Raw genomic sequence first — 22,720 nt, 5'->3', positions numbered from 1 at the left:
TCCTACAGCCCGGCCTCACGTTGCCAGCGTTGAAACGTCGGACGGTTGGATGCTACCGCATCCGCCCAGCGGGTAGGCTCCGGCAGACGATACCCGTTCATGCAGCGCATCACCCACTGTAACGCGCTGTCGATACCAACACGATGGCCGGTGGAGACAAACAGCGGATTGCAACGCGCCTTGCTGCGCCATACCCAGCCAATCTGCTCATCCCGGTCCAGCAACGGCTGGCGGCTGCCTGCCGCATCCGCCAGCGGCGAAAACTGTCCGCACAACCGGCGTTTGGCAACGCCAATCGTCGGCACATTGACCAGCAGGCCAAAATGGCTGGCAACCCCCAGACGACGAGGATGAGACACGCCATGCCCATCGACAAACAGCAAATCTGGCCGGTGTTGCAACTGCTCCCACGCCGCCAGCAGCGCCGGATATTCACGAAACGACAAAAAACCGGGGATATAAGGCATGACGGTTGGAATGCGGGCAATCTGGTATTCCACCAGTTGCAGCGACGGATAAGCCAGCACCGCCAGCGCAGCACGGGTCACCGCGCCTTCCTGTTCAAAACCGACATCCGCACCGGCAATAAGCGTCGGCTGCTCAAAAGGTATATCGTCGTAACGCACCACCAACGCGGCTTTATCACATTGCTCGGCGCGTAACGCCTGCATATCCATCAGGCCATATCCTGATGATAGGGTGCAGATAACCGGTGTACGGCCTCGACGAAAACGCCGGCATGTTCCGGCGGCACATCCTGATGAATACCATGCCCCAGATTAAACACATGACCGTTGCCAGCACCGAACCCGGCCAGAATGGTAGCGACTTCCTGTTCAATACGAGCCGGCGGTGCGTACAGCATGGACGGGTCCATATTGCCCTGCAACGCGACTCTGTCTCCCACACGACGCCGTGCGTCGGCAATGTCAGTCGTCCAGTCCAATCCCAGCGCGTCGCAGCCGGTATCCGCCATCGCTTCCAGCCACTGACCGCCGCCTTTGGTAAACAAGGTAACCGGCACCCGGCGCCCATCATTTTCACGCAACAGGCCATCGACAATTTTGTGCATATAGTGCAATGAGAATTCGCGGTAATCCGCCCCGCTCAGTGCGCCGCCCCAGGTATCAAAAATCATCACCGCCTGCGCGCCGGCACGAATCTGAGCGTTGAGGTAGAGCGTCACGCTGTTCGCCAGCTTGTCCAGCAGCAGATGCAGCGTACGCGGCTCGGCAAACATCATTTTTTTGATGACGGTAAAGGCTTTACTGCTGCCACCTTCAACCATATACGTCGCCAACGTCCATGGGCTGCCGGAAAAACCAATTAGCGGCACCGCACCGGCCAGATTGCGGCGAATCGTCCGCACCGCGTCCATTACGTAGCCCAGTTCCAGCTCCGGGTCAGGCAGCGGCAACTTTTCCACGTCGGCATGGCAAGTCACTGGCGATGTGAAGCGCGGCCCTTCGCCCGCTTCAAAATAGAGCCCCAACCCCATGGCGTCCGGCACGGTGAGAATATCGGAAAACAGGATGGCGGCATCCAGATTGTAGCGACGCAGCGGCTGCAACGTGACTTCGCAGGCCAGTTCAGCATTCTTGCACAGCGACATGAAATCACCCGCTTGCGAACGGGTCGCACGATATTCCGGCAGGTAGCGCCCCGCCTGACGCATCATCCATACTGGGGTGACATCCACGGGCTGGCGCAACAGAGCACGTAAATAGCGATCATTTTTCAGATCAGTCATGGTCTTTTCCTTGTAACGCCTGCTGGCAGGCATGATTGTCGCTGGCGATGACCGATCAGCTATCGGCCTCGCGGCACAGTACGACCGTGTCTTCAATCAGACGCCGTGCTACCGTACCCGGCGGCGGCAATTCAGGCAAGCAATCATAACGGAACCAGTTGGCATCACGCAGTTCAGAGGGATCATGCTTCACCTCACCGCCGTCATAGTCAGCCATGAACGCCATCATCAGCGAATGCGGGAACGGCCAGGGCTGCGAACAGACATAACGCAGGTTTTTAACGCGAATATGGCTCTCTTCCAGGACCTCCCGCGCTACCGCCTGCTCCAGCGTTTCCCCCACTTCGACAAAACCGGCCAGCGCAGTGTACATATTGCCTTTGTGGCGCAGATGCTGCGCCAGCAAAATCTTTTCGTGATGGCGAATCGCCACAATCACACAAGGGGCAATTTGCGGATAGTAGCGCTCTTTGCAGTGCGAACACAGGCAGGCCAGTTCGGTGGTGCTGGCAGACATCTCATGACCGCAGTAACCGCAAAACCGGTGCGAACGATAGAACTCCGCCAGTTGCACCGCGCGGCCCGCCAACTGAAACAGCCCTGCATCCAGACTCAACAGTTGACGCACCGATCCCATGTCAGTCTTCTTATCCTGCAACACCAGCCATACCGGTTCTCCCTGCCACTCGCCTACCTGACGGGCAGCGTGCTGCTGCAACTGCCACTGCGCTGCCGTTCCTTGCGGTAACTCGCCCTGAGGCAGCCAAATCTGATGACGGTGATACACCACCCACCACCCGCTTTCTTCACCCTTCAGCGTCAATTCCATCACTTTTATCGCCCCGCTTATTGCCTGCTAGCCTGTTACGATAGCCAAAAATTCTGTCCGGCATTATCCGGCGTGGGTGAAGCCTTGGCAATGCGCTTACCCTGAAAGCGCATTGCCCAATTGATGTTCGACCATTGACGCCACGCCGCTACAACGCATAGAGTGTTGATGTTTTACACCCCCCTCAAGGGGTCCTATCTTGTCGGAGTGCCCAACACGTCTGATGGCGCGTGGGCTGAGACCGTTAATTCGGGATCCGCGGAACCTGATCAGGTTAATACCTGCGAAGGGAACAAGAGTAATGATATCGCCACCCCACCATTCATGCAGGGGAACGCGCAACCATCAGGGCAACACGCCCTCTGCCGTTGCCAGCCAACATCCGGCGATTACTCCCTCCGAACTCCAGACAAGCAATCTTCCCATTTAATGAACAGGAACTTGCTATGTCTACCGAATCCAAACTGTCCACGGAGCTGATGGCTTCCGGAGAAAAAACACCGTCTGGTCGTCGTGAACAACGTGCTGCCGCTCAACAGTTTATCGATACGCTGCGCGGCTCAACCTTCCCAAACTCACAGCGGATTTATCTGACCGGCTCACGCCCGGATATTCGCGTCCCGATGCGGGAAATCCAGCTAAGCCCAACGCTGATAGGTGGTAGCCGCGACAACCCGCGCTATGAACCGAACGAAGCGGTGCCGGTTTATGACACCGCCGGGCCTTACGGCGACCCGGCCAGCACGCCGGACGTACATCACGGACTCAGCAAACTGCGCGCCGGCTGGATTGCAGAACGCGACGACACGCAAGCATTACCACGAGCCAGCTCTGACTTTACCCAGCAGCGGCTGGCGGATCTCGGCCTTGCTCACCTGCGTTTTGAACATCTGCCACACCCCATACGTGCCAAAACGGGGCGTCGCGTCACCCAGTTGCATTACGCCCGTCAGGGCATCATCACGCCGGAGATGGAATTCATCGCCATCCGTGAAAATATGGGGCGTGAGCGTATTCGCGGCGAGGTTCTGCGCCAGCAGCATCCGGGCCACAGTTTTGGCGCGTTGCTGCCGGACGACATCACACCGGAATTCGTGCGTCAGGAAGTCGCGGCCGGGCGGGCGATTATCCCTGCCAACATTAATCACCCGGAATCGGAACCGATGGTCATCGGCCGTAATTTTCTGGTGAAGGTGAACGCCAATATCGGCAACTCTGCGGTGACCTCTTCGATTGAGGAAGAAGTCGAGAAACTGGTGTGGGCAACCCGTTGGGGTGCGGACACCGTGATGGACTTATCCACCGGGCGTTATATTCATGAAACCCGCGAGTGGATTCTGCGCAACAGCCCGGTGCCAATCGGCACAGTGCCGATTTATCAGGCGCTGGAAAAGGTTAACGGCATCGCGGAAAACCTGAGCTGGGAACTGTTCCGCGACACACTGCTGGAACAGGCGGAACAGGGGGTGGACTACTTCACCATTCACGCCGGCGTACTACTACGCTACGTGCCGATGACCGCCAAACGCCTGACCGGCATTGTGTCGCGCGGCGGTTCCATCATGGCGAAATGGTGCCTGTCGCACCATCAGGAAAACTTCCTCTACCAGCACTTCCGTGAAATTTGCGAAATCTGTGCCGCCTATGACGTCGCGCTGTCGCTGGGCGACGGCCTGCGCCCCGGTTCGATTCAGGATGCCAACGACGAAGCACAGTTTGCTGAACTGCACACGCTGGGGGAACTGACTAAGGTCGCCTGGGAATACGATGTGCAAGTGATGATCGAAGGCCCCGGTCATGTGCCGATGCAGATGATCCGCCGCAACATGACCGAAGAGCTGGAACACTGCCATGAAGCACCGTTCTACACGCTGGGCCCGCTCACCACAGATATCGCGCCGGGCTATGACCACTTTACGTCAGGTATCGGCGCGGCGATGATCGGCTGGTTCGGCTGCGCCATGCTGTGCTACGTCACCCCGAAAGAACATCTCGGCCTGCCGAACAAAAACGACGTTAAACAAGGGCTGATCGCCTACAAGATAGCCGCCCACGCCGCCGATCTGGCGAAGGGCCACCCCGGCGCGCAAATCCGCGACAACGCCATGTCCAAGGCACGCTTTGAATTCCGCTGGGAAGACCAGTTCAATCTGGCACTGGACCCGGAAACCGCCCGTGCCTACCACGATGAAACCCTGCCGCAGGAATCCGGCAAGGTGGCACATTTCTGCTCAATGTGCGGACCGAAATTCTGCTCGATGAAGATTACACAGGAAGTACGCGACTACGCCGCCCGTCAGGAAGCGCAACCGGTGGATGCCGGTATGGCGCAAATGTCCGCCGAATTCCGCGCCCGCGGCAGCGAGCTGTACCACACTGCCACCAGCCTGCCGCAGGAGGAACGCTGATGAACCGTGCGTTTCCTGCCACCGACGCCCAACTGGGGCTTTATCCGGTGGTCGATAGCGTAGCGTGGATAGAACGCCTGCTGAGCGCGGGGGCTCGCACTCTCCAGCTACGCATTAAAGACCAGCCAGCGGAGCAGGCCGAGCCGGACATCATCCAGGCAATCGCGCTTGGCCGTCAGTATCAGGCCCGGCTGTTCATCAACGATTACTGGCAACTAGCGGTGAAGCATCAGGCGTACGGCGTACATCTGGGTCAGGAGGATCTCGATACTGCCGATCTGGCGGCGATCCACGCCGCCGGGCTACGTCTGGGCGTGTCTACCCATAACGATGCTGAACTGGCACGTGCCGTCGCCCTGTCGCCGTCTTACATCGCACTGGGCCATATTTTCCCGACCCATACCAAAGCCATGCCATCGGCACCACAAGGTCTGGTGGAGTTGGCCCGTCATATTCGCGCGTTGAACGGGCACTTTCCCACCGTGGCCATCGGCGGTATCAGCATTGACCGGGTACCCGACGTGCTGGAAACCGGGGTCGGCAGCATTGCCGTGGTCAGCGCCATCACACAGGCCGCTGACTGGCGCGCCGCGACCGCGACGTTACTGCAATTGATCGAAGGACGGGAGGCATAACATGCTCGATGATCAGGCATTTATGCGCTACAGCCGCCAGTTGTTGCTGGAAGATATCGGCCAGGAAGGACAACAGAAACTGGCGGCAGCCAGGGTGTTGCTGGTGGGATTGGGCGGACTGGGATCGCCAGCGGCGCTCTATCTGGCGGCAGCCGGCGTCGGCACGCTGCTGCTGGCAGACCACGACACCCTGCACCTCTCCAATCTGCAACGGCAGATTCTCTACCGCAGCGCTAACCTGTCACGCCCCAAAACGGAGCTGGCCCGTCACGCGCTGGAAGCCATCAACCCACTGGTGAAAACCGTCGCGCTGACCACCCGACTTGAAGGCGAATCGCTGACAACCGCGGTGGCGCAAGCCGATCTGGTGCTGGACTGCTGCGACAACATGACCACCCGTCATGCGGTCAATGCCGCCTGCGTCGCGGCACAAAAACCGCTGATTAGCGCCAGCGCGGTGGGATTCAGCGGCCAGTTGCTGGTGCTGACGCCGCCTTACCCACACGGCTGCTACGCCTGCCTCTACCCGGACGCCACGGAACCTCGACGCAACTGCCGCACCGCCGGTGTACTCGGCCCGGTGGTCGGTGTGATGGGCACCTTACAGGCGCTGGAAGCGCTCAAACTGCTGTGCGGATTACCCTCACCACTGGACGGCAAATTACGTCTGTTCGATGCACGCCAGCAGCAATGGACCACGCTGCAACTGGCACGATCAGCGACCTGTCCGGTATGTGGAGGGCAGGCATGAAAATCCGGCTCAACGATGAGGTTATCGAACTGCATAGTGAGTTGACCGTCGCACAACTGCTTGAGCAGTTGAACCGGCTACAGCCCGGCACGGCGCTGGCCATCAATTACACCATCATCCCACGTGATAACTGGGCGCAACATATCGTGCGGGATGGTGATGACATTTTATTGTTTCAGGCGATCGCTGGAGGTTGAGATGCTGAAGATTGCAGATACAACGTTTACGTCCCGGTTATTAACCGGCACCGGCAAGTTTGCCAGCGCACAACGGATGCAGGATGCACTGCACGCCTCCGGCTCACAACTAGTCACGCTGGCAATGAAACGGGTGGATTTGAAAGGCGGCAGCGATGCCATTCTGGCACCGCTGCGCGAGTTGGGCGTACAGCTGCTGCCCAATACCTCCGGTGCCAAAACCGCCGAGGAAGCGGTGTTTGCCGCCCGACTGGCACGCGAAGCGTTGGGCACGCACTGGGTGAAACTGGAAATCCACCCGGACATGAAATACCTGCTGCCCGACCCGGTGGAAACGCTGAAAGCCGCCGAACAACTGGTGAAAGACGGTTTTGTGGTACTACCCTACTGCGGTGCCGACCCGGTGTTGTGCAAGCGGCTGGAAGACGCCGGTTGTGCCGCGGTGATGCCGCTCGGCGCACCTATCGGCTCCAATCAAGGGCTGCAAACACGCGACTTTCTGCGCATTATCGTCGAACAGGCGCGGGTACCGGTAGTTGTGGATGCTGGCATTGGCGCTCCCAGTCATGCAGCAGAAGCCATCGAACTGGGTGCCGATGCGGTACTGGTTAATACCGCTATCGCTGTGGCACGTGACCCGGTGCAGATGGCGCACGCTTTCCGACTGGCGGTGGACGCCGGTGCCATTGCCCGTCAGGCTGGTCTGGGTAGCCGCCGGCACCTCGCCAGCGCCACCAGCCCACTGACCGGCTTTCTGCAACATACGGAGACCGCCGACTGATGGATATCCACTCTCAATCGCCGTTGTTTGAACACCGCTGGCAACTGTTGGAATGGCATGACCTGACCCTGCGCATCAACAGTAAAACCGACGCTGACGTAGAGCGGGCGTTAGCCGCTGATCGACTCACACGCGAGGATATGATGGCGTTGCTGTCGCCTGCCGCCAGTCGCTGGCTGGAGCCGCTGGCGCAACGGGCGCAACAGCTGACGCGCCAGCGCTTCGGCAACACCGTCAGTTTCTATGTGCCGCTGTATCTCTCCAACCTGTGCGCCAACGACTGCACCTATTGCGGCTTTTCCATGAGCAATCACCTCAAACGCAAGACGCTGAACCAGCAGGAAATTCTACGTGAGTGTGAGGCGATCAAGGCGTTGGGGTTCGATCACCTGCTGCTGGTGACCGGTGAACACCAGCGCAAAGTGGGAATGGACTATTTTCGCCAGATGTTGCCGTTAATTCGCCCACAATTCAGCTCACTGATGATGGAGGTTCAGCCGCTGTCGCAGGCGGAGTATGCCGAACTGAAAACCCTCGGTCTGGATGGGGTGCTGGTTTATCAGGAAACCTATCATGCAGCGACCTATGCCCGCCACCACCTGCGCGGCCAAAAACAGGATTTCGCCTGGCGACTGGCGACGCCGGACAGGCTGGGGCGCGCCGGAATCGACAAGATCGGGCTGGGGGTGCTGATTGGGCTGTCCGACAGCTGGCGCACCGACTGCTACATGATGGCCGAGCACCTGCTGTATTTACAGCAAACCTACTGGCAAAGCCGCTACTCGGTGTCGTTCCCGCGTCTGCGCCCTTGTGCTGGCGGCATTGAACCCGCCTCGCTGATGGATGAAGCGCAACTGACGCAGGTGATTTGCGCCTTCCGGCTGCTGGCACCCGATGTGGAACTGTCGCTCTCTACCCGCGAGTCACCATTCTTCCGCGACCACATGATTCCGATTGCCATCAACAACGTCAGCGCGTTTTCCAAAACCCAACCGGGCGGCTACGCCGATGACCACCCAGAACTGGAACAATTCACCCCGCACGACAATCGCCGCCCACAAGACGTAGCCGACGCCCTGACTCAGGCGGGGTTGCAACCAGTGTGGAAAGACTGGGACGGTTATCTGGGAAGGCCGACGACAGGCTGACTTACGCGTGCCTACTATACTCGGCTTCAAAAACACTCGGCTTCAAGCTACTGGGAAGATTAGGAGTATCACTGGTTTAGCGGCATCTGAACCGCAACCCGCTAAACCGTCGCCTCACCCGTCCCCGTTGCCAGCGTATGATCAACGGCGCTGCCTATCCTCTCTAGCGCCCAAACGATAGTGAATAGAGCAACGCAGCAATAAGGCAGACGATGCGAGACAACGCGCAGAAAAAGGTAATGGATACAAAGAGAGAACGGTAGCCTGCGTACCACCACGCACATCACCAAACAGCCCGTCGCCAGGCCAGGCGGATGGTTGCTACAGTGCACGGGCTGATAAAGCCGGAACCGAAGTCAACCATCGGTTCCGCCACCTACTGGTCAGCGTGGGAGAGAGAAAACCACGCTGGCTGTCAATATCGTGTCGGGCTACTCGGTCGGGTAGCCCGGCATCGCCCATACGGACGGCCAGTCTCCCGGCTGCCCACCGTTACATTCCGGCTGATAATTATAAGCCACAAGCTGGAAAGTTTTACCGTCAAACACCCATTGCGCGCTTTCACCGCAGTCGGCGATACCCCGCCCTTTCGCGGCGTGATACAACATACCGCTTTCCGGGTCATAATCCACTTCGGTAAACCAGCGGATTTTTTCTTCACGGCTCTCCACCGTACGAATAGGTCTTGGCAGTTCCAGCAACTGCGCCGCCTGTGGGTTATTACGTGGAGTAACAAATAACATACTGGAGGACTGATAAGCCCCCATACCACAATTCAGCATCACCAGCGCCAAATCATTGGTCAGTGGTTCAGCCTCACTCAACTGACGGGCTTCTTTGCTCAGCCCACAGTCTTCCTCTTCCAGCAAGGTTTTTTTGGCATTAATTACGGCGTTAATCAACACCTTGGTATTGGTCAGAGGCGGCGGTTGGGTATAGGCTGGGCTGATTTCCTGTCCCATCGGCACCGGTGGCACCTGCGCCACGTCACCGTCGCCGACCTGCAACAACGCGCTGCGGTTATTAAGTCGCCCTTGCCGCTCATCTGCCAGCAATAACGCCGCATTCAGGCCATTGAGCGAGATGGATTCTTCCTGATTATTACTCTGACCGCCGCCATGCTCCGACAGCGACAACCGTTTGGCGTTCTTCGCCGCCAGTACAAACTGCTGGATCACAGCCAGTTGATCGGTATGGACGTAGAATGCGCCCTCTTCCTCGTCGGTTTGCCAGTCAGGCTGCGTCAACGCAAAACGTACTCCATCCAGATACAGCGCCTGGCGCTTATCAGCCAGATCGAAGTCCAATGAGACCTTGCCCCTGGCACCTGCTTCACGCTTTAGCGTCACACGCAGATACGGGTCATTGTTCCTGATGTCGCAATCATTCAGGTTATTACAGGTAATCTGCCAGTGCCTGAACACCTTCTGCACTGGAGCCGGATAACCAGAAGGCATCTCGCTGGCGCTGAACGCACTGCCAGACAACAAAACCAGAATGATACCTGAAAGCGTTGTGTTAAATCGCATCGGACATTCCTTATGAAACTTCCATGCTGATGTTATAACGCAATTATGTCTTTTCCCCGCATCCAAAAAAACGCTGAAAGCGTTTTTTAACGTCACCCGTGACGGCCCGTAGGGTGAGTTCCGCCGTCAGGTGGAACGAATCATAAAACGCTGAAAGCGTTTTTTAACGTCGCCTGCGACGGCCCGTAGGGTGGGTTCCGCCGTCAGGTGGAACGAATCATAAAACGCTGAAAGCGTTTTTTAACGTCACCTGTGACGGCCCGTAGGGTGAGTTCCGCAACAAACTATTGTTAAACAATCACGGTCATTAATAAAAGATCCCCATGTTAAATGAGAATATAAAAAAAACCGCACCTTATCGCTAAGGTACGGTTTTTTATTATCGGGGGAAGTGACGATTATTCGTCGTCGCTACCACCCAGACCAGCATTCAGCAGCTCAGCCAGATTGGCAGACGCTTCTTCGGCACTGACCTGCGGTGCAACCGGCAGTTCACCTGCCTGACGGCGACGCATACGATCCTGATGATACGCATAACCCGTACCAGCCGGGATCAGACGGCCCACGATGACGTTTTCTTTCAGGCCACGCAGCTCATCACGTTTACCCGCAACCGCCGCTTCCGTCAGTACGCGGGTCGTTTCCTGGAACGACGCTGCGGAGATGAAGGATTCGGTAGCCAGAGACGCCTTGGTGATACCCAGCAGATCGCGGCTGTAGGTAGCCGAAATCTTGCCATCCGCTTCCAACTGACGATTGGCGATCTTGATACGCGACATTTCCACCTGCTCGCCTTCCAGGAACTCGGAGCTACCCGGATTGACGATGGTGCCTTTACGCAGCATCTGACGAACGATAACCTCAATGTGTTTATCGTTAATCTTAACGCCCTGCAGTCGGTAAACTTCCTGCACTTCGTTAACAATGTAGCGGGTCACCGCGTGTACGCCACGCAAACGCAGGATATCGTGCGGAGACTCAGGACCGTCGGAGATCACATCGCCGCGTTCCACGCGTTCACCTTCGAACACGTTGAGCTGACGCCATTTCGGAATCATCTCTTCGTATGGTTCGCTGCCATCAACCGGCGTGATCACCAGGCGGCGTTTACCTTTGGTTTCTTTACCGAAGGATACCACGCCACTGATTTCTGCCAGAATCGCCGGCTCTTTCGGGCGACGGGCTTCGAACAGGTCAGCAACGCGCGGCAGACCACCGGTAATATCCTTGGTACCGCCGGACTCCTGCGGAATACGCGCCAGGGTATCACCCGCACCGATCTGTGCACCGTCCTCCAACTGAACAATCGCTTTACCTGGCAGGAAGTACTGCGCCGGCATATCGGTACCCGGAATCAGTACGTCATTACCGTTGGCATCAACGATTTTCAGCGCCGGACGCAAGTCTTTACCACCACCGGTACGTTCTGCACTATCCAGAACCACAATGGAGGACAGACCGGTCAGTTCGTCGGTCTGACGCGTAATCGTCTGGCCGTCGATCATATCGGTGAAGCGAATGCTACCGCCCACTTCGGTGATAACCGGCATGGTATGCGGGTCCCAGTTCGCGACGGTTTCACCGCCGGCGACATCGTCACCGTTACCTTTCGCCATGACTGCACCGTAAGGCACTTTATAGCTTTCTTTGGTACGACCGAATTCGTCGATCAGCTTCAGCTCGGTGTTACGTGAAGTAATCACCAGTTTACCGGCGCTGTTCATAACGAACTTAGCGTTGCTCAGTTTCAGGCTACCTTTGTTTTTCACCTGAATACTGGATTCTGCTGCCGCACGCGATGCCGCACCACCGATGTGGAACGTACGCATCGTCAGCTGAGTACCCGGTTCACCGATGGACTGCGCCGCGATAACCCCGATAGCCTCGCCTTTGTTGATGATATGACCACGTGCCAGGTCACGACCATAGCACTTGGCGCACACGCCGAAGTCGGTTTCACAACCTACTACCGAGCGTACTTTCACTGCATCGACCGAGTTTTCTTCTAACAGGTCACACCATTTTTCGTTCAGCAGCGTATTGCGCGGAACCAGAATGTCTGCGGTGCCCGGTTTCAGCACGTCTTCTGCCGTCACACGGCCCAGTACTCGCTCACGCAGCGGCTCTTTCACGTCGCCGCCTTCGATAACCGGCGTCATCATGATGCCTTCGTGGGTACCGCAATCGTCCTCGGTCACCACCAGGTCCTGCGCCACGTCAACCAGACGACGCGTCAGGTAACCGGAGTTCGCCGTTTTCAGCGCGGTATCCGCCAGACCTTTACGCGCACCGTGCGTGGAGATGAAGTACTGGAGTACGTTCAGACCTTCACGGAAGTTCGCGGTGATCGGCGTTTCGATGATGGAGCCGTCCGGCTTCGCCATCAGACCACGCATCCCTGCCAGCTGACGAATCTGTGCAGCAGAACCACGCGCACCGGAGTCGGCCATCATAAAGATGCTGTTGAAGGACACCTGTTTCTCTTCTTCGCCATTACGGTTGATAACGGTTTCGGTAGAGAGGTTTTCCATCATCGCCTTAGCCACGCGCTCGTTAGCCGCAGCCCAGATATCGATAACTTTGTTGTAGCGTTCGCCCGCGGTTACCAGACCAGACTGGAACTGCTCCTGAATCTCGGCAACTTCGGCTTCCGCTTCGCTGATGATTTCCACTTTCTTCGCCGGGATCACCATATCGTCGATACCAACGGAAGAACCGGAACGCGCCGCGTAAGCAAAACCGGTGTACATGATCTGGTCGGCAAAGATAACCGTCGGTTTCAGACCCAGCACGCGGTAGCAGGTGTTCAGCATCTTGGAGATAGCTTTCTTACCCAGCGCCTGATTGACGATGGAATAAGGCAGACCTTTCGGCACGATCATCCACAGAATCGCACGACCTACGGTAGTGTCGATCAGGCTGGTTTTCTGCGTCCACTCGCCCTGCGCATTCTTCTGATGCTCGGTAATACGTACTTTTACGCGAGCGTGCAGCGAAGCCAGACCGGCACGATAAATACGCTCTGCTTCTTTCGGACCGGTCAGCACCATGCCTTCGCCTTTGGCGTTAACACAGTCACGGGTCATGTAGTACAGACCCAGCACCACGTCCTGAGACGGAACGATGATCGGCTCGCCGTTCGCCGGCGACAGAATGTTGTTGGTGGACATCATCAGCGCACGCGCTTCGAGCTGGGCTTCCAGCGTCAACGGTACGTGAACGGCCATCTGGTCACCGTCGAAGTCGGCGTTATATGCCGCACACACCAGCGGGTGCAACTGAATCGCTTTACCTTCGATCAGAACCGGTTCGAACGCCTGAATACCCAGACGGTGCAGGGTCGGCGCACGGTTCAGCAGTACCGGGTGCTCGCGGATAACTTCATCCAGGATATCCCATACCACTGCTTCTTCACGCTCAACCATTTTCTTGGCGGCTTTGATGGTGGTAGCAAGACCACGCAGTTCCAGCTTGCCGTAGATGAACGGTTTGAACAGTTCCAGCGCCATTTTCTTCGGCAGACCGCACTGATGCAGACGCAGGTACGGACCTACGGTAATAACGGAACGACCGGAGTAGTCCACGCGCTTACCGAGCAGGTTCTGACGGAAACGCCCCTGCTTACCTTTGATCATATCGGCCAAAGATTTCAGCGGACGCTTGTTGGAACCAGTGATGGCACGACCACGACGACCGTTATCCAGCAGCGCATCTACCGCTTCCTGCAACATACGTTTTTCGTTACGTACGATGATATCGGGAGCAGCCAGATCCAGCAGACGTTTCAAACGGTTGTTACGGTTGATCACACGGCGGTACAGATCGTTCAGATCGGAGGTCGCGAAACGACCACCATCCAGCGGCACCAGCGGACGCAGATCCGGCGGCAGCACCGGCAGCACGGTCAGGATCATCCACTCCGGCTTGTTGCCGGACTGCACGAACGCTTCCAGCAGCTTGATGCGTTTGGTCAGTTTCTTACGTTTGGTCTCGGAGTTGGTTTCGTTCAGCTCTTCACGCAGCTGTTCGCATTCCTGCTCCAGATCCATGTTTTTCAGCAGAGCCTGAATAGCCTCGGCACCCATTTTGGCGTCGAATTCGTCACCGAACTCTTCCAGCGCGTCCAGATATTGTTCTTCGGTCAGGATCTGACGGCGTTCCAGGTTGGTCATCCCGCCTTCAACTACCACGTAAGATTCGAAGTACAGTACACGTTCGATATCACGCAGCGGCATATCCAGCAGTAAGCCGATACGGGACGGCAGCGATTTCAAAAACCAGATGTGAGCGGTCGGAGACGCCAGCTCAATGTGGCCCATGCGCTCACGACGCACTTTGGTCTGGGTCACTTCAACGCCGCACTTCTCACAAATTACGCCACGGTGTTTCAGGCGCTTGTACTTACCGCACAAGCACTCATAGTCTTTTACCGGCCCGAAGATACGGGCGCAGAACAGACCGTCACGTTCCGGTTTGAACGTACGGTAGTTAATGGTTTCCGGCTTTTTAACTTCACCAAAAGACCAGGAACGGATCATGTCTGGCGAGGCCAGCGCAATTTTGATCGCATCAAACTCTTCGGTTTTAGTTTGCGCTTTCAGAAACTTTAATAAGTCTTTCACGGATTGGCTCCTGTCGGAGTTAGACCTGTCAGGCACCTGAACCCTGCTTTTAACAACACAGTTCAGGTACCCCTGTAACGAATGCTCGCAGCGTTATCGTGCTGGGATTACTCTTCTTCCAGCTCGATGTTGATACCCAGGGAGCGGATTTCTTTCAACAGTACGTTGAAGGATTCCGGCATACCCGGTTCCATCCGGTGATCGCCATCCACGATGTTTTTGTACATCTTGGTACGGCCATTCACGTCATCGGATTTCACCGTCAGCATTTCCTGCAGGGTATAGGCTGCGCCGTAAGCTTCCAGCGCCCACACTTCCATCTCACCGAAGCGCTGACCACCGAACTGCGCCTTACCACCCAACGGCTGCTGGGTAACCAGGCTGTAAGAACCGGTAGAACGGGCATGCATCTTGTCGTCCACCAGGTGGTTCAGTTTCAGCATGTACATGTAGCCCACGGTAACCGGACGCTCGAATTTCTCGCCAGTACGGCCATCGAACAACGTAATCTGACCGGAAGTCGGCAGATCGCCAAGTTTCAGCAACTCTTTGATCTCGTTTTCCTTGGCACCGTCGAACACCGGCGTGGCGATCGGCATACCTTTCTTCAGGTTTTCCGCCAGACGCAGCACTTCTTCATCGCTGAAGCTGTTCAGGTCTACTTTCTGACGTACATCGTTGCCCAGGTCATAAGCGCGCTGGATGAATTCACGCAGCTTAGCGACTTCCTGATGCTGCTTGAGCATGGCGTTGATTTTGTCGCCGATGCCTTTAGCCGCCATACCCAGGTGGGTTTCCAGAATCTGACCGATGTTCATACGCGACGGTACGCCCAGCGGGTTCAGTACGATATCGACCGGCGTGCCGTTTTCGTCATAAGGCATATCTTCGATCGGGTTGATCTTGGAGATAACACCCTTGTTACCGTGACGACCTGCCATCTTGTCACCCGGCTGGATCTGACGTTTAACCGCCAGATACACCTTAACGATCTTCAGCACGCCCGGCGCCAGATCATCACCCTGGGTGATTTTGCGACGTTTGGCTTCGAGTTTCTTCTCGAATTCGTGTTTCAGCTCGTCGTACTGCTCAGCCAACTGCTCCAACTGATTCTGCTTCTCTTCGTCGGTCAGACCCAGTTCCAGCCAACGCTCGCGCGGCAGCTTGTCCAGTTTGTCGGCTTCAACGCCACCGGCAACCAGCACATCATGGATACGGGCAAACAGACCGGCTTCCAGAATCTGCAGTTCTTCAGTCAGGTCTTTCTTGGCCTGCTTGAGCTGCATTTCTTCGATTTCCAGCGCACGTTTGTCTTTTTCCACGCCATCGCGGGTAAAGACTTGTACGTCGATAACCGTACCGGAAACGCCGTTCGGCACACGCAGAGAAGAGTCTTTCACGTCAGACGCCTTCTCACCGAAGATCGCACGCAACAGTTTCTCTTCCGGCGTCAGCTGCGTTTCGCCTTTCGGCGTCACTTTACCGACCAGGATATCGCCGCCGGTGACTTCCGCACCGATGTAAACGATACCGGATTCATCCAGCTTGGAGAGCGCCGCTTCACCCACGTTCGGGATATCAGCCGTGATCTCTTCTGGCCCCAGCTTGGTGTCACGGGACACACACGCCAGTTCCTGGATGTGGATAGTGGTAAAACGGTCTTCCTGTACTACACGCTCGGAAACGAGGATGGAGTCTTCGAAGTTGTAACCGTTCCACGGCATGAACGCTACGCGCATGTTCTGACCCAGCGCCAGTTCACCGAGGTCGGTAGACGGGCCATCAGCCAACACGTCGCCACGTTCAACCGGCTCACCCAGTGACACACATGGCATCTGGTTGATACAGGTGTTCTGGTTGGAACGGGTGTATTTGGTCAGGTTGTAGATATCGATACCTGCTTCGCCCGGATACATCTCTTCTTCGTTAACTTTGATAACGATACGAGAAGCATCGACGTACTGCACGGTACCACCGCGTTTAGCAACCGCAGTTACACCGGAGTCAACGGCAACAGCACGTTCCATACCGGTACCAACCAGCGGCTTGTCAGCACGCAGGGTCGGAACCGCCTGACGTTGCATGTTCGCACCCATCAGGGCGCGGTTGGCGTCATCGTGTTCCAGGAACGGGATCAGTGAAGCACCCACGGAGACCACCTGTTGGGTGGAAACGTCCATGTAGTCAACCTGATCACGGCTGAACAAGCTGGATTCGCCTTTGCTACGGCAGGTAACCAGTTCATCGATGAAGTGGCCTTCGTCATCCAGGTTGGTGTTCGCCTGAGCAATAACGTAGTTGCCTTCTTCGATCGCCGACAGGTAATGAATTTCGTCAGTGACCACGCCATCGCGTACACGGCGGTACGGGGTTTCCAGGAAACCATACTCGTTAGTCTGTGCATACACGGACAGCGAGTTGATAAGACCGATGTTCGGACCCTCCGGCGTTTCGATAGGACATACACGACCGTAGTGAGTCGGGTGTACGTCACGCACTTCGAAGCCAGCACGTTCACGGGTCAAACCGCCAGGGCCGAGAGCGGAGATACGGCGTTTATGCGTAATCTCAGACAACGGGTTGTTCTGGTCCATAAACTGGGACAGCTGGCTGGAACCGAAGAACTCTTTCACCGCTGCAGAAATCGGTTTGGCATTGATCATGTCCTGCGGCATCAGCGTATCCAGGTCGCCCAAGGACAGACGCTCTTTCACCGCACGCTCAACACGCACCAGACCAACGCGGAATTGGTTTTCCGCCATTTCACCGACAGAACGGATACGACGGTTGCCCAGATGGTCGATATCGTCGACTTCGCCTTTACCGTTACGAATATCGATGAGCTTTTTCATCACATCGATAATGTCTTCTTTGCTCAGGATACCGGAACCTTCGATTTCCTCACGCAGCAAAGAGCGGTTGAACTTCATGCGGCCAACCGCTGACAGATCATAGCGATCTTCAGAGAAGAACAGATTTTCGAACAGCGTTTCGGCAGCTTCACGTGTCGGCGGCTCACCAGGACGCATCATGCGGTAGATCTCAACCAGCGCGCTCAGGCGATCATTGGTTGGGTCAACACGCACGGTCTCGGACATGTACGGGCCGTGATCCAGATCGTTGGTGAACAGCGTTTCAATACGCTTGTGGCCGGACTGACTCAGTTTAGCCAGCAGATCCAGCGACAGCTCCATGTTCGCCATCGCGATCACTTCACCGGTGCTTTCATCCACATAGTCTTTCGCCAGCACTTTGCCTGCGATGTATTCAACCGGTACTTCGATACGTTCGATACCGTCTTTTTCCAACTGACGGATATGGCGCGCGGTGATACGGCGGCCTTTCTCAACGTAGACTTTACCGTCAGCTTCGATGTCGAACGAGGCGGTTTCGCCACGCAGACGTTCCGGCACCAGTTCCATCTGCAACTTGTTGTTGTGGATTTCATACACCACTTTATCGAAGAACAGGTCCAGAATTTCTTCGGTGGAGTAATTCAATGCGCGCAGAATGATGGTAGCCGGCAGTTTACGGCGACGGTCGATACGGACAAACAGGTTGTCTTTCGGGTCGAATTCAAAGTCCAGCCAGGAACCACGGTAAGGAATAATACGTGCGTTATACAGCACCTTACCGGAAGAATGGGTTTTACCCTTATCGCTGTCAAAGAAGACGCCAGGACTACGATGTAACTGAGAAACGATAACGCGCTCAGTACCATTGATAACAAAGGTACCGTTGTCGGTCATGAGCGGGATTTCGCCCATGTACACTTCTTGTTCTTTGATGTCTTTAACGGTGCCTTCCGGCGCTTCGCGCTCGTAGATCACCAGACGCAGTTTTACGCGCAGCGGCGCGGAGTAGGTAACGCCACGGATTTGACATTCCTGAACGTCAAAAACCGGCTCACCCAGACGGTAGCTGACATATTGCAGTTCAGAGCTGCCGCTGTAACTTGAGATAGGGAATACGGAACGGAATGCAGCTTCCAGACCATACTGACCTTCCGGATCTTGCTCGATGAACTTCTGGAACGAGTCAAGCTGGATAGAAAGGAGATATGGGATATCCAGAACTTGTGGACGTTTCCCAAAATCCTTACGAATACGTTTTTTCTCGGTATAGGAGTAAACCATAGGGTTCCTCAGCTCGCTGACAAGTCGACCCACTTTGTCCGCCCTGATAAGGACGGTTCATGCAACACCATTTATGTCGATCGGAATATGGAACACATTCCGCAATACCTGTTTCTATCACTCTTAAACCATTTCATTGCGCTTTACACAGAACAGACTGCTCTGGCGCAGTATATTAAGTCGTCGATAGAAACAAGCATTGATGGGAAACCGGTAGTCAAACAGTGTGAAACGCTACCGGCACCCTACAGCGCAAAAAGGCTGGTGACCAAAAAGTCACCAGCCATCAGCCTGATGACTCAGGCTGCAACCGGAAGGGTTGGCTTATTTAACTTCAACTTCAGCGCCAGCTTCTTCCAGAGATTTTTTCAGAGCTTCAGCGTCATCTTTGCTCACGCCTTCTTTCAGGGCAGCCGGAGCAGATTCAACCAGGTCTTTCGCTTCTTTCAGACCCAGGCCAGTTGCGCCACGTACTGCTTTGATAACAGCAACTTTGTTAGCGCCAACAGCTTTCAGGATAACGTCGAACTCAGTTTTCTCTTCAGCAGCTTCAGCCGGGCCAGAAGCAGCTACAGCAACAGCGGCAGCAGCAGAAACGCCGAATTTTTCTTCCATTGCAGAGATCAGCTCAACAACGTCCATTACAGACATAGCGGCTACTGCTTCAATGATTTGATCTTTAGTGATAGACATAACAATTGTTCCTAACAATCAGAAAAAGTTTATACGTTAGCAAATGCGATAACAGGAAAAGCGCGATTACGCGGCTTCTTTCTGATCGCGAACAGCAGCCAGAGTGCGGACCAGTTTGCCTGCAGAGGCTTCTTTCATGGTCGCCATCAGGCGTGCAATTGCTTCTTCGTAAGTCGGCAGAGTAGCCAGACGGTCAATTTGAGCCGCCGGAATCAACTCACCTTCAAAGGCTGCCGCTTTGACCTCAAATTTTGCATTCGCTTTCGCGAACTCTTTGAACAGACGAGCAGCTGCGCCCGGATGTTCCATAGAGTATGCAATCAGGGTCGGACCAACAAACGTGTCTTTCAGGCATTCAAACTGAGTGCCTTCAACGACGCGGCGCAGCAGGGTGTTACGAACAACACGCATGTATACGCCAGCTTCACGACCTGCTTTACGCAGTTCAGTCATTTTATCTACGGTAACGCCGCGGGAATCCGCAACTACCGCAGACAGCGCGCCTTTGGCAACTTCGCTGACTTCAGCAACAATCGCTTGTTTGTCTTGAAGATTTAATGCCATTAGCTTTTGCTCCTGGATTTAGCCGGAAAATATTTCCGGAACTCACTTCACCCGCCACCAACTTAGTAGACAGGCGTTAAAACACGGTGAGCAGAATCCAGCAGGACTATTCTTTAAAAAAGAATAAAAATGTTCTTTAGGCTCTGTCACCGTCTACGCAGGAAAATTAAGTCTCTAACGAAACACCTGCGGTCTTGGACGGAGGCCTGGATAGGCCAGGCTCCAACCGAAAAAATCGTCTCTTGTTCATTTACAGAACAACGGGCGTAAGATTATAAAGAAATCCCTCGCCCGGGTAAAGAGGAACAAAAGCTATCAGTTAGCGACTGCGTTCAGACCGCTCTGATCGATGGCAACACCAGCACCCATGGTGGTGGAGATGCTAACTTTCTTGATGTACACGCCTTTAGCCTGAGCCGGTTTCGCTTTTTTCAGCGCAATCAGCAGAGATTCCAGGTTTTCTTTCAGTTTGTCAGCGTCGAAATCAACCTTACCGATGGTGGTATGGATGATACCGTTCTTGTCGTTACGGTAACGAACCTGACCTGCTTTAGCGTTTTTCACTGCTTCAGCAACGTTCGGTGTTACGGTACCCACTTTCGGGTTCGGCATCAGGCCACGCGGCCCCAGGATCTGGCCCAGTTGACCAACAACGCGCATTGCATCTGGAGAAGCAATAACAACGTCGAAGTTCATCTCGCCTTTCTTGATCTGATCAGCCAGGTCGTCCATACCAACCAGGTCTGCGCCAGCAGCTTTTGCTGCTTCAGCGTTAGCACCTTGGGTAAATACGGCAACGCGAACAGTACGGCCAGTACCGTGCGGCAGTACTGTTGCACCACGAACGTTCTGGTCAGATTTACGTGCATCGATGCCCAGGTTTACGGCAACATCAACACTTTCAACAAATTTAGCAGTGGCCAGCTCTTTGAGCAGGGCAACGGCTTCGTTGATGTCATACTGTTTAGTTACATCAACTTTTTCACGGATCACGCGCATGCGCTTGGTCAGCTTAGCCATTTCTTAGTCCTCCACTACCAGGCCCATGGAACGAGCAGTACCTTCGATGGAACGCGCCATGGCTTCCACGCTGGCACCCGTCATGTCCGCTGCTTTGGTCTGGGCAATTTCCAGAACCTGAGCACGGGTCACTTTACCCACTTTGTCTTTGTTCGGCTTACCGGAACCAGACTTGATGCCAGCTGCTTTTTTCAGCAGTACAGATGCCGGCGGGGTTTTGGTAACAAAAGTGAAAGAACGGTCGGCGTAAACAGTGATAACAACCGGAATCGGCAAACCTTTTTCCAGGCTCTCTGTCTTGGCGTTGAATGCCTTACAGAATTCCATGATATTAACACCCTGCTGACCCAGAGCAGGACCGACTGGCGGGCTCGGGTTAGCCATACCAGCTGCAACCTGCAGCTTGACATAGGCTTGTACTTTCTTGGCCATTTAGCTTTTCCTCTAATGGGTAATAGCGCTTCACAAAGAAGCTCCCCGCGTTTTATAAACATGTTACACGTCTTAATGACGCATAAAACAAAGGCGCGAAATTGTAGGTCAATTTCGCGCCGGATACAAGTATCGAATTCAGGCAATAATTAGCCTTTTTCCACCTGGCTGAAATCCAGCTCAACAGGGGTTGCTCGACCAAAGATAGATACAGATACCTTCAGGCGGCTTTTTTCGTAATCGACTTCTTCCACCACACCGTTGAAATCAGCAAACGGGCCATCGTTAACACGTACCATTTCGCCCGGTTCAAACAGGGTCTTAGGCCGTGGCTTGTCGCCCACCTGTTGCAGACGATTCATGATAGCGTCGACTTCTTTATCGCTGATCGGTGCTGGGCGGTCAGAGGTTCCCCCGATGAATCCCATGACACGCGGTACGCTGCGGACCAAATGCCAGCTGGCATCATCCATCACCATCTGTACCAGCACATAGCCTGGGAAGAATTTACGTTCGCTTTTACGACGCTGGCCGCCACGAATTTCAACCACCTCTTCGGTCGGCACCATCACCTCACCAAAGTGGTCTTCCATGCTATGGAGTTTGATATGTTCACGCAGAGACTGCGCTACACGACCTTCAAAGCCAGAAAACGCCTGAACGACGTACCAACGTTTCTTTGGAGCTTCAGACATTTTAGAACCTCAGGCCAGTAATGAACGATACCAGACGCACCAGAATGCCATCCAGTCCCCACAGAATCAGCGACATAATAGCAGTTACCGCAGCAACAATCAGAGTGGTATGTAATGTTTCCTGCCGGGTCGGCCAGATTACCTTGCGAACTTCGGTGCGAGCCTCACGCGCAAACAAAACCGTTGCTTTGCCTTTCGTCGTCAGCAATGCCACGCCGCCTGCAGCAGCAATCAAAACAACTACAGCCAACGCACGCAGCGGCAAACTGAATTCGCGGTAGTAATAATTACCTACAATTGCCGCAATAAGTAATACTGCAACAACCAGCCATTTCAGCGCCTCAAGACCACGCCCGCTCTCCTGAGCTTCGGTATTCGCACTCATAAACCAACCTGTCACTAGATTCAGACAAATAATTTTGCCCTGCCGTAAGGGCAAACCAGACCGGAAAGTACTCAAAGAGATCAATCCGGGACTCACACCGCTTACACAGAGCCTATCTCACCAATGATTATACCGCACAATCGCT

18 protein-coding genes and 1 riboswitch are annotated in these 22,720 nt (G+C 55.1%); of the genes, 6 read left to right on the top strand and 12 right to left on the bottom strand.

Annotated elements, in window-relative coordinates:
- Nucleotides 1-2 precede the first annotated feature (2 nt).
- Genes nfi through nudC form a run of 3 tightly spaced genes read right to left on the bottom strand, consistent with a single transcriptional unit; the run spans nucleotide 3 to nucleotide 2,579 of the window.
- Nucleotides 3-677, bottom strand: coding sequence for a deoxyribonuclease V (nfi, locus tag Dpoa569_RS01190; RefSeq protein WP_146410959.1), 675 nt, complete (start codon nucleotides 675-677; stop codon nucleotides 3-5).
- On the bottom strand, nucleotides 677-1,750 hold the full coding sequence (gene hemE, locus Dpoa569_RS01185) for a uroporphyrinogen decarboxylase (protein WP_042867849.1): 1,074 nt from the start codon (nucleotides 1,748-1,750) through the stop codon (nucleotides 677-679). Before hemE ends, nfi begins: the two co-directional genes overlap by 1 nt.
- A gap of 55 nt (nucleotides 1,751-1,805) precedes the next feature.
- A complete protein-coding gene (nudC, locus tag Dpoa569_RS01180) occupies nucleotides 1,806-2,579 on the bottom strand; it encodes an NAD(+) diphosphatase (protein ID WP_042867846.1) in 774 nt (257 codons plus the stop codon).
- Between the two features lie 193 nt (nucleotides 2,580-2,772).
- A riboswitch (TPP riboswitch) is annotated at nucleotides 2,773-2,888 on the top strand.
- A 137-nt stretch (nucleotides 2,889-3,025) separates the two neighbouring features.
- Here nudC and thiC point away from each other — a divergent pair.
- From thiC to thiH, 6 genes are read left to right on the top strand one after another with little or no spacing between them, the layout of a single operon-like run.
- Nucleotides 3,026-4,987 carry a phosphomethylpyrimidine synthase ThiC gene (gene thiC / locus Dpoa569_RS01175; protein ID WP_042867842.1) on the top strand — a complete coding sequence of 654 codons (1,962 nt, stop codon included), beginning with the start codon at nucleotides 3,026-3,028 and terminating at the stop codon, nucleotides 4,985-4,987.
- On the top strand, nucleotides 4,987-5,622 hold the full coding sequence (gene thiE / locus Dpoa569_RS01170) for a thiamine phosphate synthase (RefSeq protein ID WP_042867840.1): 636 nt from the start codon (nucleotides 4,987-4,989) through the stop codon (nucleotides 5,620-5,622). Before thiC ends, thiE begins: the two co-directional genes overlap by 1 nt.
- Nucleotide 5,623: 1 nt before the next feature.
- A complete protein-coding gene (locus Dpoa569_RS01165) occupies nucleotides 5,624-6,373 on the top strand; it encodes a HesA/MoeB/ThiF family protein (RefSeq protein WP_146410956.1) in 750 nt (249 codons plus the stop codon).
- The gene (thiS, locus tag Dpoa569_RS01160) at nucleotides 6,370-6,570 is read left to right on the top strand and encodes a sulfur carrier protein ThiS (protein WP_042867835.1); all 201 of its coding nucleotides are present in this window, start codon (nucleotides 6,370-6,372) and stop codon (nucleotides 6,568-6,570) included. The genes Dpoa569_RS01165 and thiS overlap by 4 nt, the downstream gene beginning before the upstream one ends.
- Before the next feature lies 1 nt (nucleotide 6,571).
- The gene (locus tag Dpoa569_RS01155; RefSeq protein ID WP_042867833.1) at nucleotides 6,572-7,351 is read left to right on the top strand and encodes a thiazole synthase; all 780 of its coding nucleotides are present in this window, start codon (nucleotides 6,572-6,574) and stop codon (nucleotides 7,349-7,351) included.
- On the top strand, nucleotides 7,351-8,499 hold the full coding sequence (gene thiH, locus Dpoa569_RS01150; protein WP_042867831.1) for a 2-iminoacetate synthase ThiH: 1,149 nt from the start codon (nucleotides 7,351-7,353) through the stop codon (nucleotides 8,497-8,499). The genes Dpoa569_RS01155 and thiH overlap by 1 nt, the downstream gene beginning before the upstream one ends.
- A 431-nt stretch (nucleotides 8,500-8,930) precedes the next feature.
- Here the strand turns inward: thiH and Dpoa569_RS01145 are convergent, their stop codons facing one another.
- From Dpoa569_RS01145 to secE, 9 genes are all read right to left on the bottom strand, one after another.
- Entirely contained in the window at nucleotides 8,931-10,028 is a 1,098-nt protein-coding gene (locus Dpoa569_RS01145; protein WP_042867829.1) for a DUF1176 domain-containing protein, read from the bottom strand.
- Nucleotides 10,029-10,426: 398 nt separating this feature from the next.
- Complete coding sequence (gene rpoC / locus Dpoa569_RS01140; protein ID WP_042867827.1) at nucleotides 10,427-14,650, bottom strand: DNA-directed RNA polymerase subunit beta'; 4,224 nt, start codon at nucleotides 14,648-14,650, stop codon at nucleotides 10,427-10,429.
- A 107-nt stretch (nucleotides 14,651-14,757) separates the two neighbouring features.
- Complete coding sequence (gene rpoB / locus Dpoa569_RS01135) at nucleotides 14,758-18,786, bottom strand: DNA-directed RNA polymerase subunit beta (RefSeq protein ID WP_042867824.1); 4,029 nt, start codon at nucleotides 18,784-18,786, stop codon at nucleotides 14,758-14,760.
- Between the two features lie 324 nt (nucleotides 18,787-19,110).
- Complete coding sequence (gene rplL / locus Dpoa569_RS01130; protein ID WP_016943873.1) at nucleotides 19,111-19,479, bottom strand: 50S ribosomal protein L7/L12; 369 nt, start codon at nucleotides 19,477-19,479, stop codon at nucleotides 19,111-19,113.
- A gap of 66 nt (nucleotides 19,480-19,545) precedes the next feature.
- A complete protein-coding gene (rplJ, locus tag Dpoa569_RS01125; protein ID WP_012882962.1) occupies nucleotides 19,546-20,043 on the bottom strand; it encodes a 50S ribosomal protein L10 in 498 nt (165 codons plus the stop codon).
- A gap of 315 nt (nucleotides 20,044-20,358) precedes the next feature.
- A complete protein-coding gene (gene rplA, locus Dpoa569_RS01120) occupies nucleotides 20,359-21,063 on the bottom strand; it encodes a 50S ribosomal protein L1 (RefSeq protein WP_016943874.1) in 705 nt (234 codons plus the stop codon).
- 3 nt (nucleotides 21,064-21,066) lie between these two features.
- A complete protein-coding gene (rplK, locus tag Dpoa569_RS01115; RefSeq protein ID WP_016943875.1) occupies nucleotides 21,067-21,495 on the bottom strand; it encodes a 50S ribosomal protein L11 in 429 nt (142 codons plus the stop codon).
- A 149-nt stretch (nucleotides 21,496-21,644) separates the two neighbouring features.
- The gene (gene nusG / locus Dpoa569_RS01110) at nucleotides 21,645-22,190 is read right to left on the bottom strand and encodes a transcription termination/antitermination protein NusG (RefSeq protein ID WP_012882959.1); all 546 of its coding nucleotides are present in this window, start codon (nucleotides 22,188-22,190) and stop codon (nucleotides 21,645-21,647) included.
- A 1-nt stretch (nucleotide 22,191) separates the two neighbouring features.
- Nucleotides 22,192-22,575, bottom strand: a complete 384-nt coding sequence (gene secE, locus Dpoa569_RS01105; RefSeq protein ID WP_042867819.1) for a preprotein translocase subunit SecE — start codon at nucleotides 22,573-22,575, stop codon at nucleotides 22,192-22,194.
- Nucleotides 22,576-22,720 lie beyond the last annotated feature (145 nt).

The organism is Dickeya poaceiphila, from assembly GCF_007858975.2.
Lineage (GTDB): Bacteria > Pseudomonadota > Gammaproteobacteria > Enterobacterales > Enterobacteriaceae > Dickeya > Dickeya poaceiphila.
Note: the sequence above shows the minus strand (reverse complement) of the source record. Positions and strands in the feature narration are given on the sequence as shown.

What these genes read in the sequence shown, in the direction of transcription:
- thiS (WP_042867835.1), top strand. Translation starts at nt 6,370, where the DNA reads ATGAAAATCCGGCTCAACGATGAGGTTATCGAACTGCATAGTGAGTTG.
- thiH (WP_042867831.1), top strand. Translation starts at nt 7,351, where the DNA reads ATGGATATCCACTCTCAATCGCCGTTGTTTGAACACCGCTGGCAACTG.
- rplL (WP_016943873.1), bottom strand. Translation starts at nt 19,479, where the DNA reads ATGTCTATCACTAAAGATCAAATCATTGAAGCAGTAGCCGCTATGTCT.
- hemE (WP_042867849.1), bottom strand. Translation starts at nt 1,750, where the DNA reads ATGACTGATCTGAAAAATGATCGCTATTTACGTGCTCTGTTGCGCCAG.
- nusG (WP_012882959.1), bottom strand. Translation starts at nt 22,190, where the DNA reads ATGTCTGAAGCTCCAAAGAAACGTTGGTACGTCGTTCAGGCGTTTTCT.
- rplJ (WP_012882962.1), bottom strand. Translation starts at nt 20,043, where the DNA reads ATGGCATTAAATCTTCAAGACAAACAAGCGATTGTTGCTGAAGTCAGC.
- nudC (WP_042867846.1), bottom strand. Translation starts at nt 2,579, where the DNA reads ATGGAATTGACGCTGAAGGGTGAAGAAAGCGGGTGGTGGGTGGTGTAT.
- Dpoa569_RS01155 (WP_042867833.1), top strand. Translation starts at nt 6,572, where the DNA reads ATGCTGAAGATTGCAGATACAACGTTTACGTCCCGGTTATTAACCGGC.
- thiE (WP_042867840.1), top strand. Translation starts at nt 4,987, where the DNA reads ATGAACCGTGCGTTTCCTGCCACCGACGCCCAACTGGGGCTTTATCCG.
- rpoB (WP_042867824.1), bottom strand. Translation starts at nt 18,786, where the DNA reads ATGGTTTACTCCTATACCGAGAAAAAACGTATTCGTAAGGATTTTGGG.
- Dpoa569_RS01145 (WP_042867829.1), bottom strand. Translation starts at nt 10,028, where the DNA reads ATGCGATTTAACACAACGCTTTCAGGTATCATTCTGGTTTTGTTGTCT.
- Dpoa569_RS01165 (WP_146410956.1), top strand. Translation starts at nt 5,624, where the DNA reads ATGCTCGATGATCAGGCATTTATGCGCTACAGCCGCCAGTTGTTGCTG.
- rplA (WP_016943874.1), bottom strand. Translation starts at nt 21,063, where the DNA reads ATGGCTAAGCTGACCAAGCGCATGCGCGTGATCCGTGAAAAAGTTGAT.
- nfi (WP_146410959.1), bottom strand. Translation starts at nt 677, where the DNA reads ATGGATATGCAGGCGTTACGCGCCGAGCAATGTGATAAAGCCGCGTTG.
- thiC (WP_042867842.1), top strand. Translation starts at nt 3,026, where the DNA reads ATGTCTACCGAATCCAAACTGTCCACGGAGCTGATGGCTTCCGGAGAA.
- rplK (WP_016943875.1), bottom strand. Translation starts at nt 21,495, where the DNA reads ATGGCCAAGAAAGTACAAGCCTATGTCAAGCTGCAGGTTGCAGCTGGT.
- secE (WP_042867819.1), bottom strand. Translation starts at nt 22,575, where the DNA reads ATGAGTGCGAATACCGAAGCTCAGGAGAGCGGGCGTGGTCTTGAGGCG.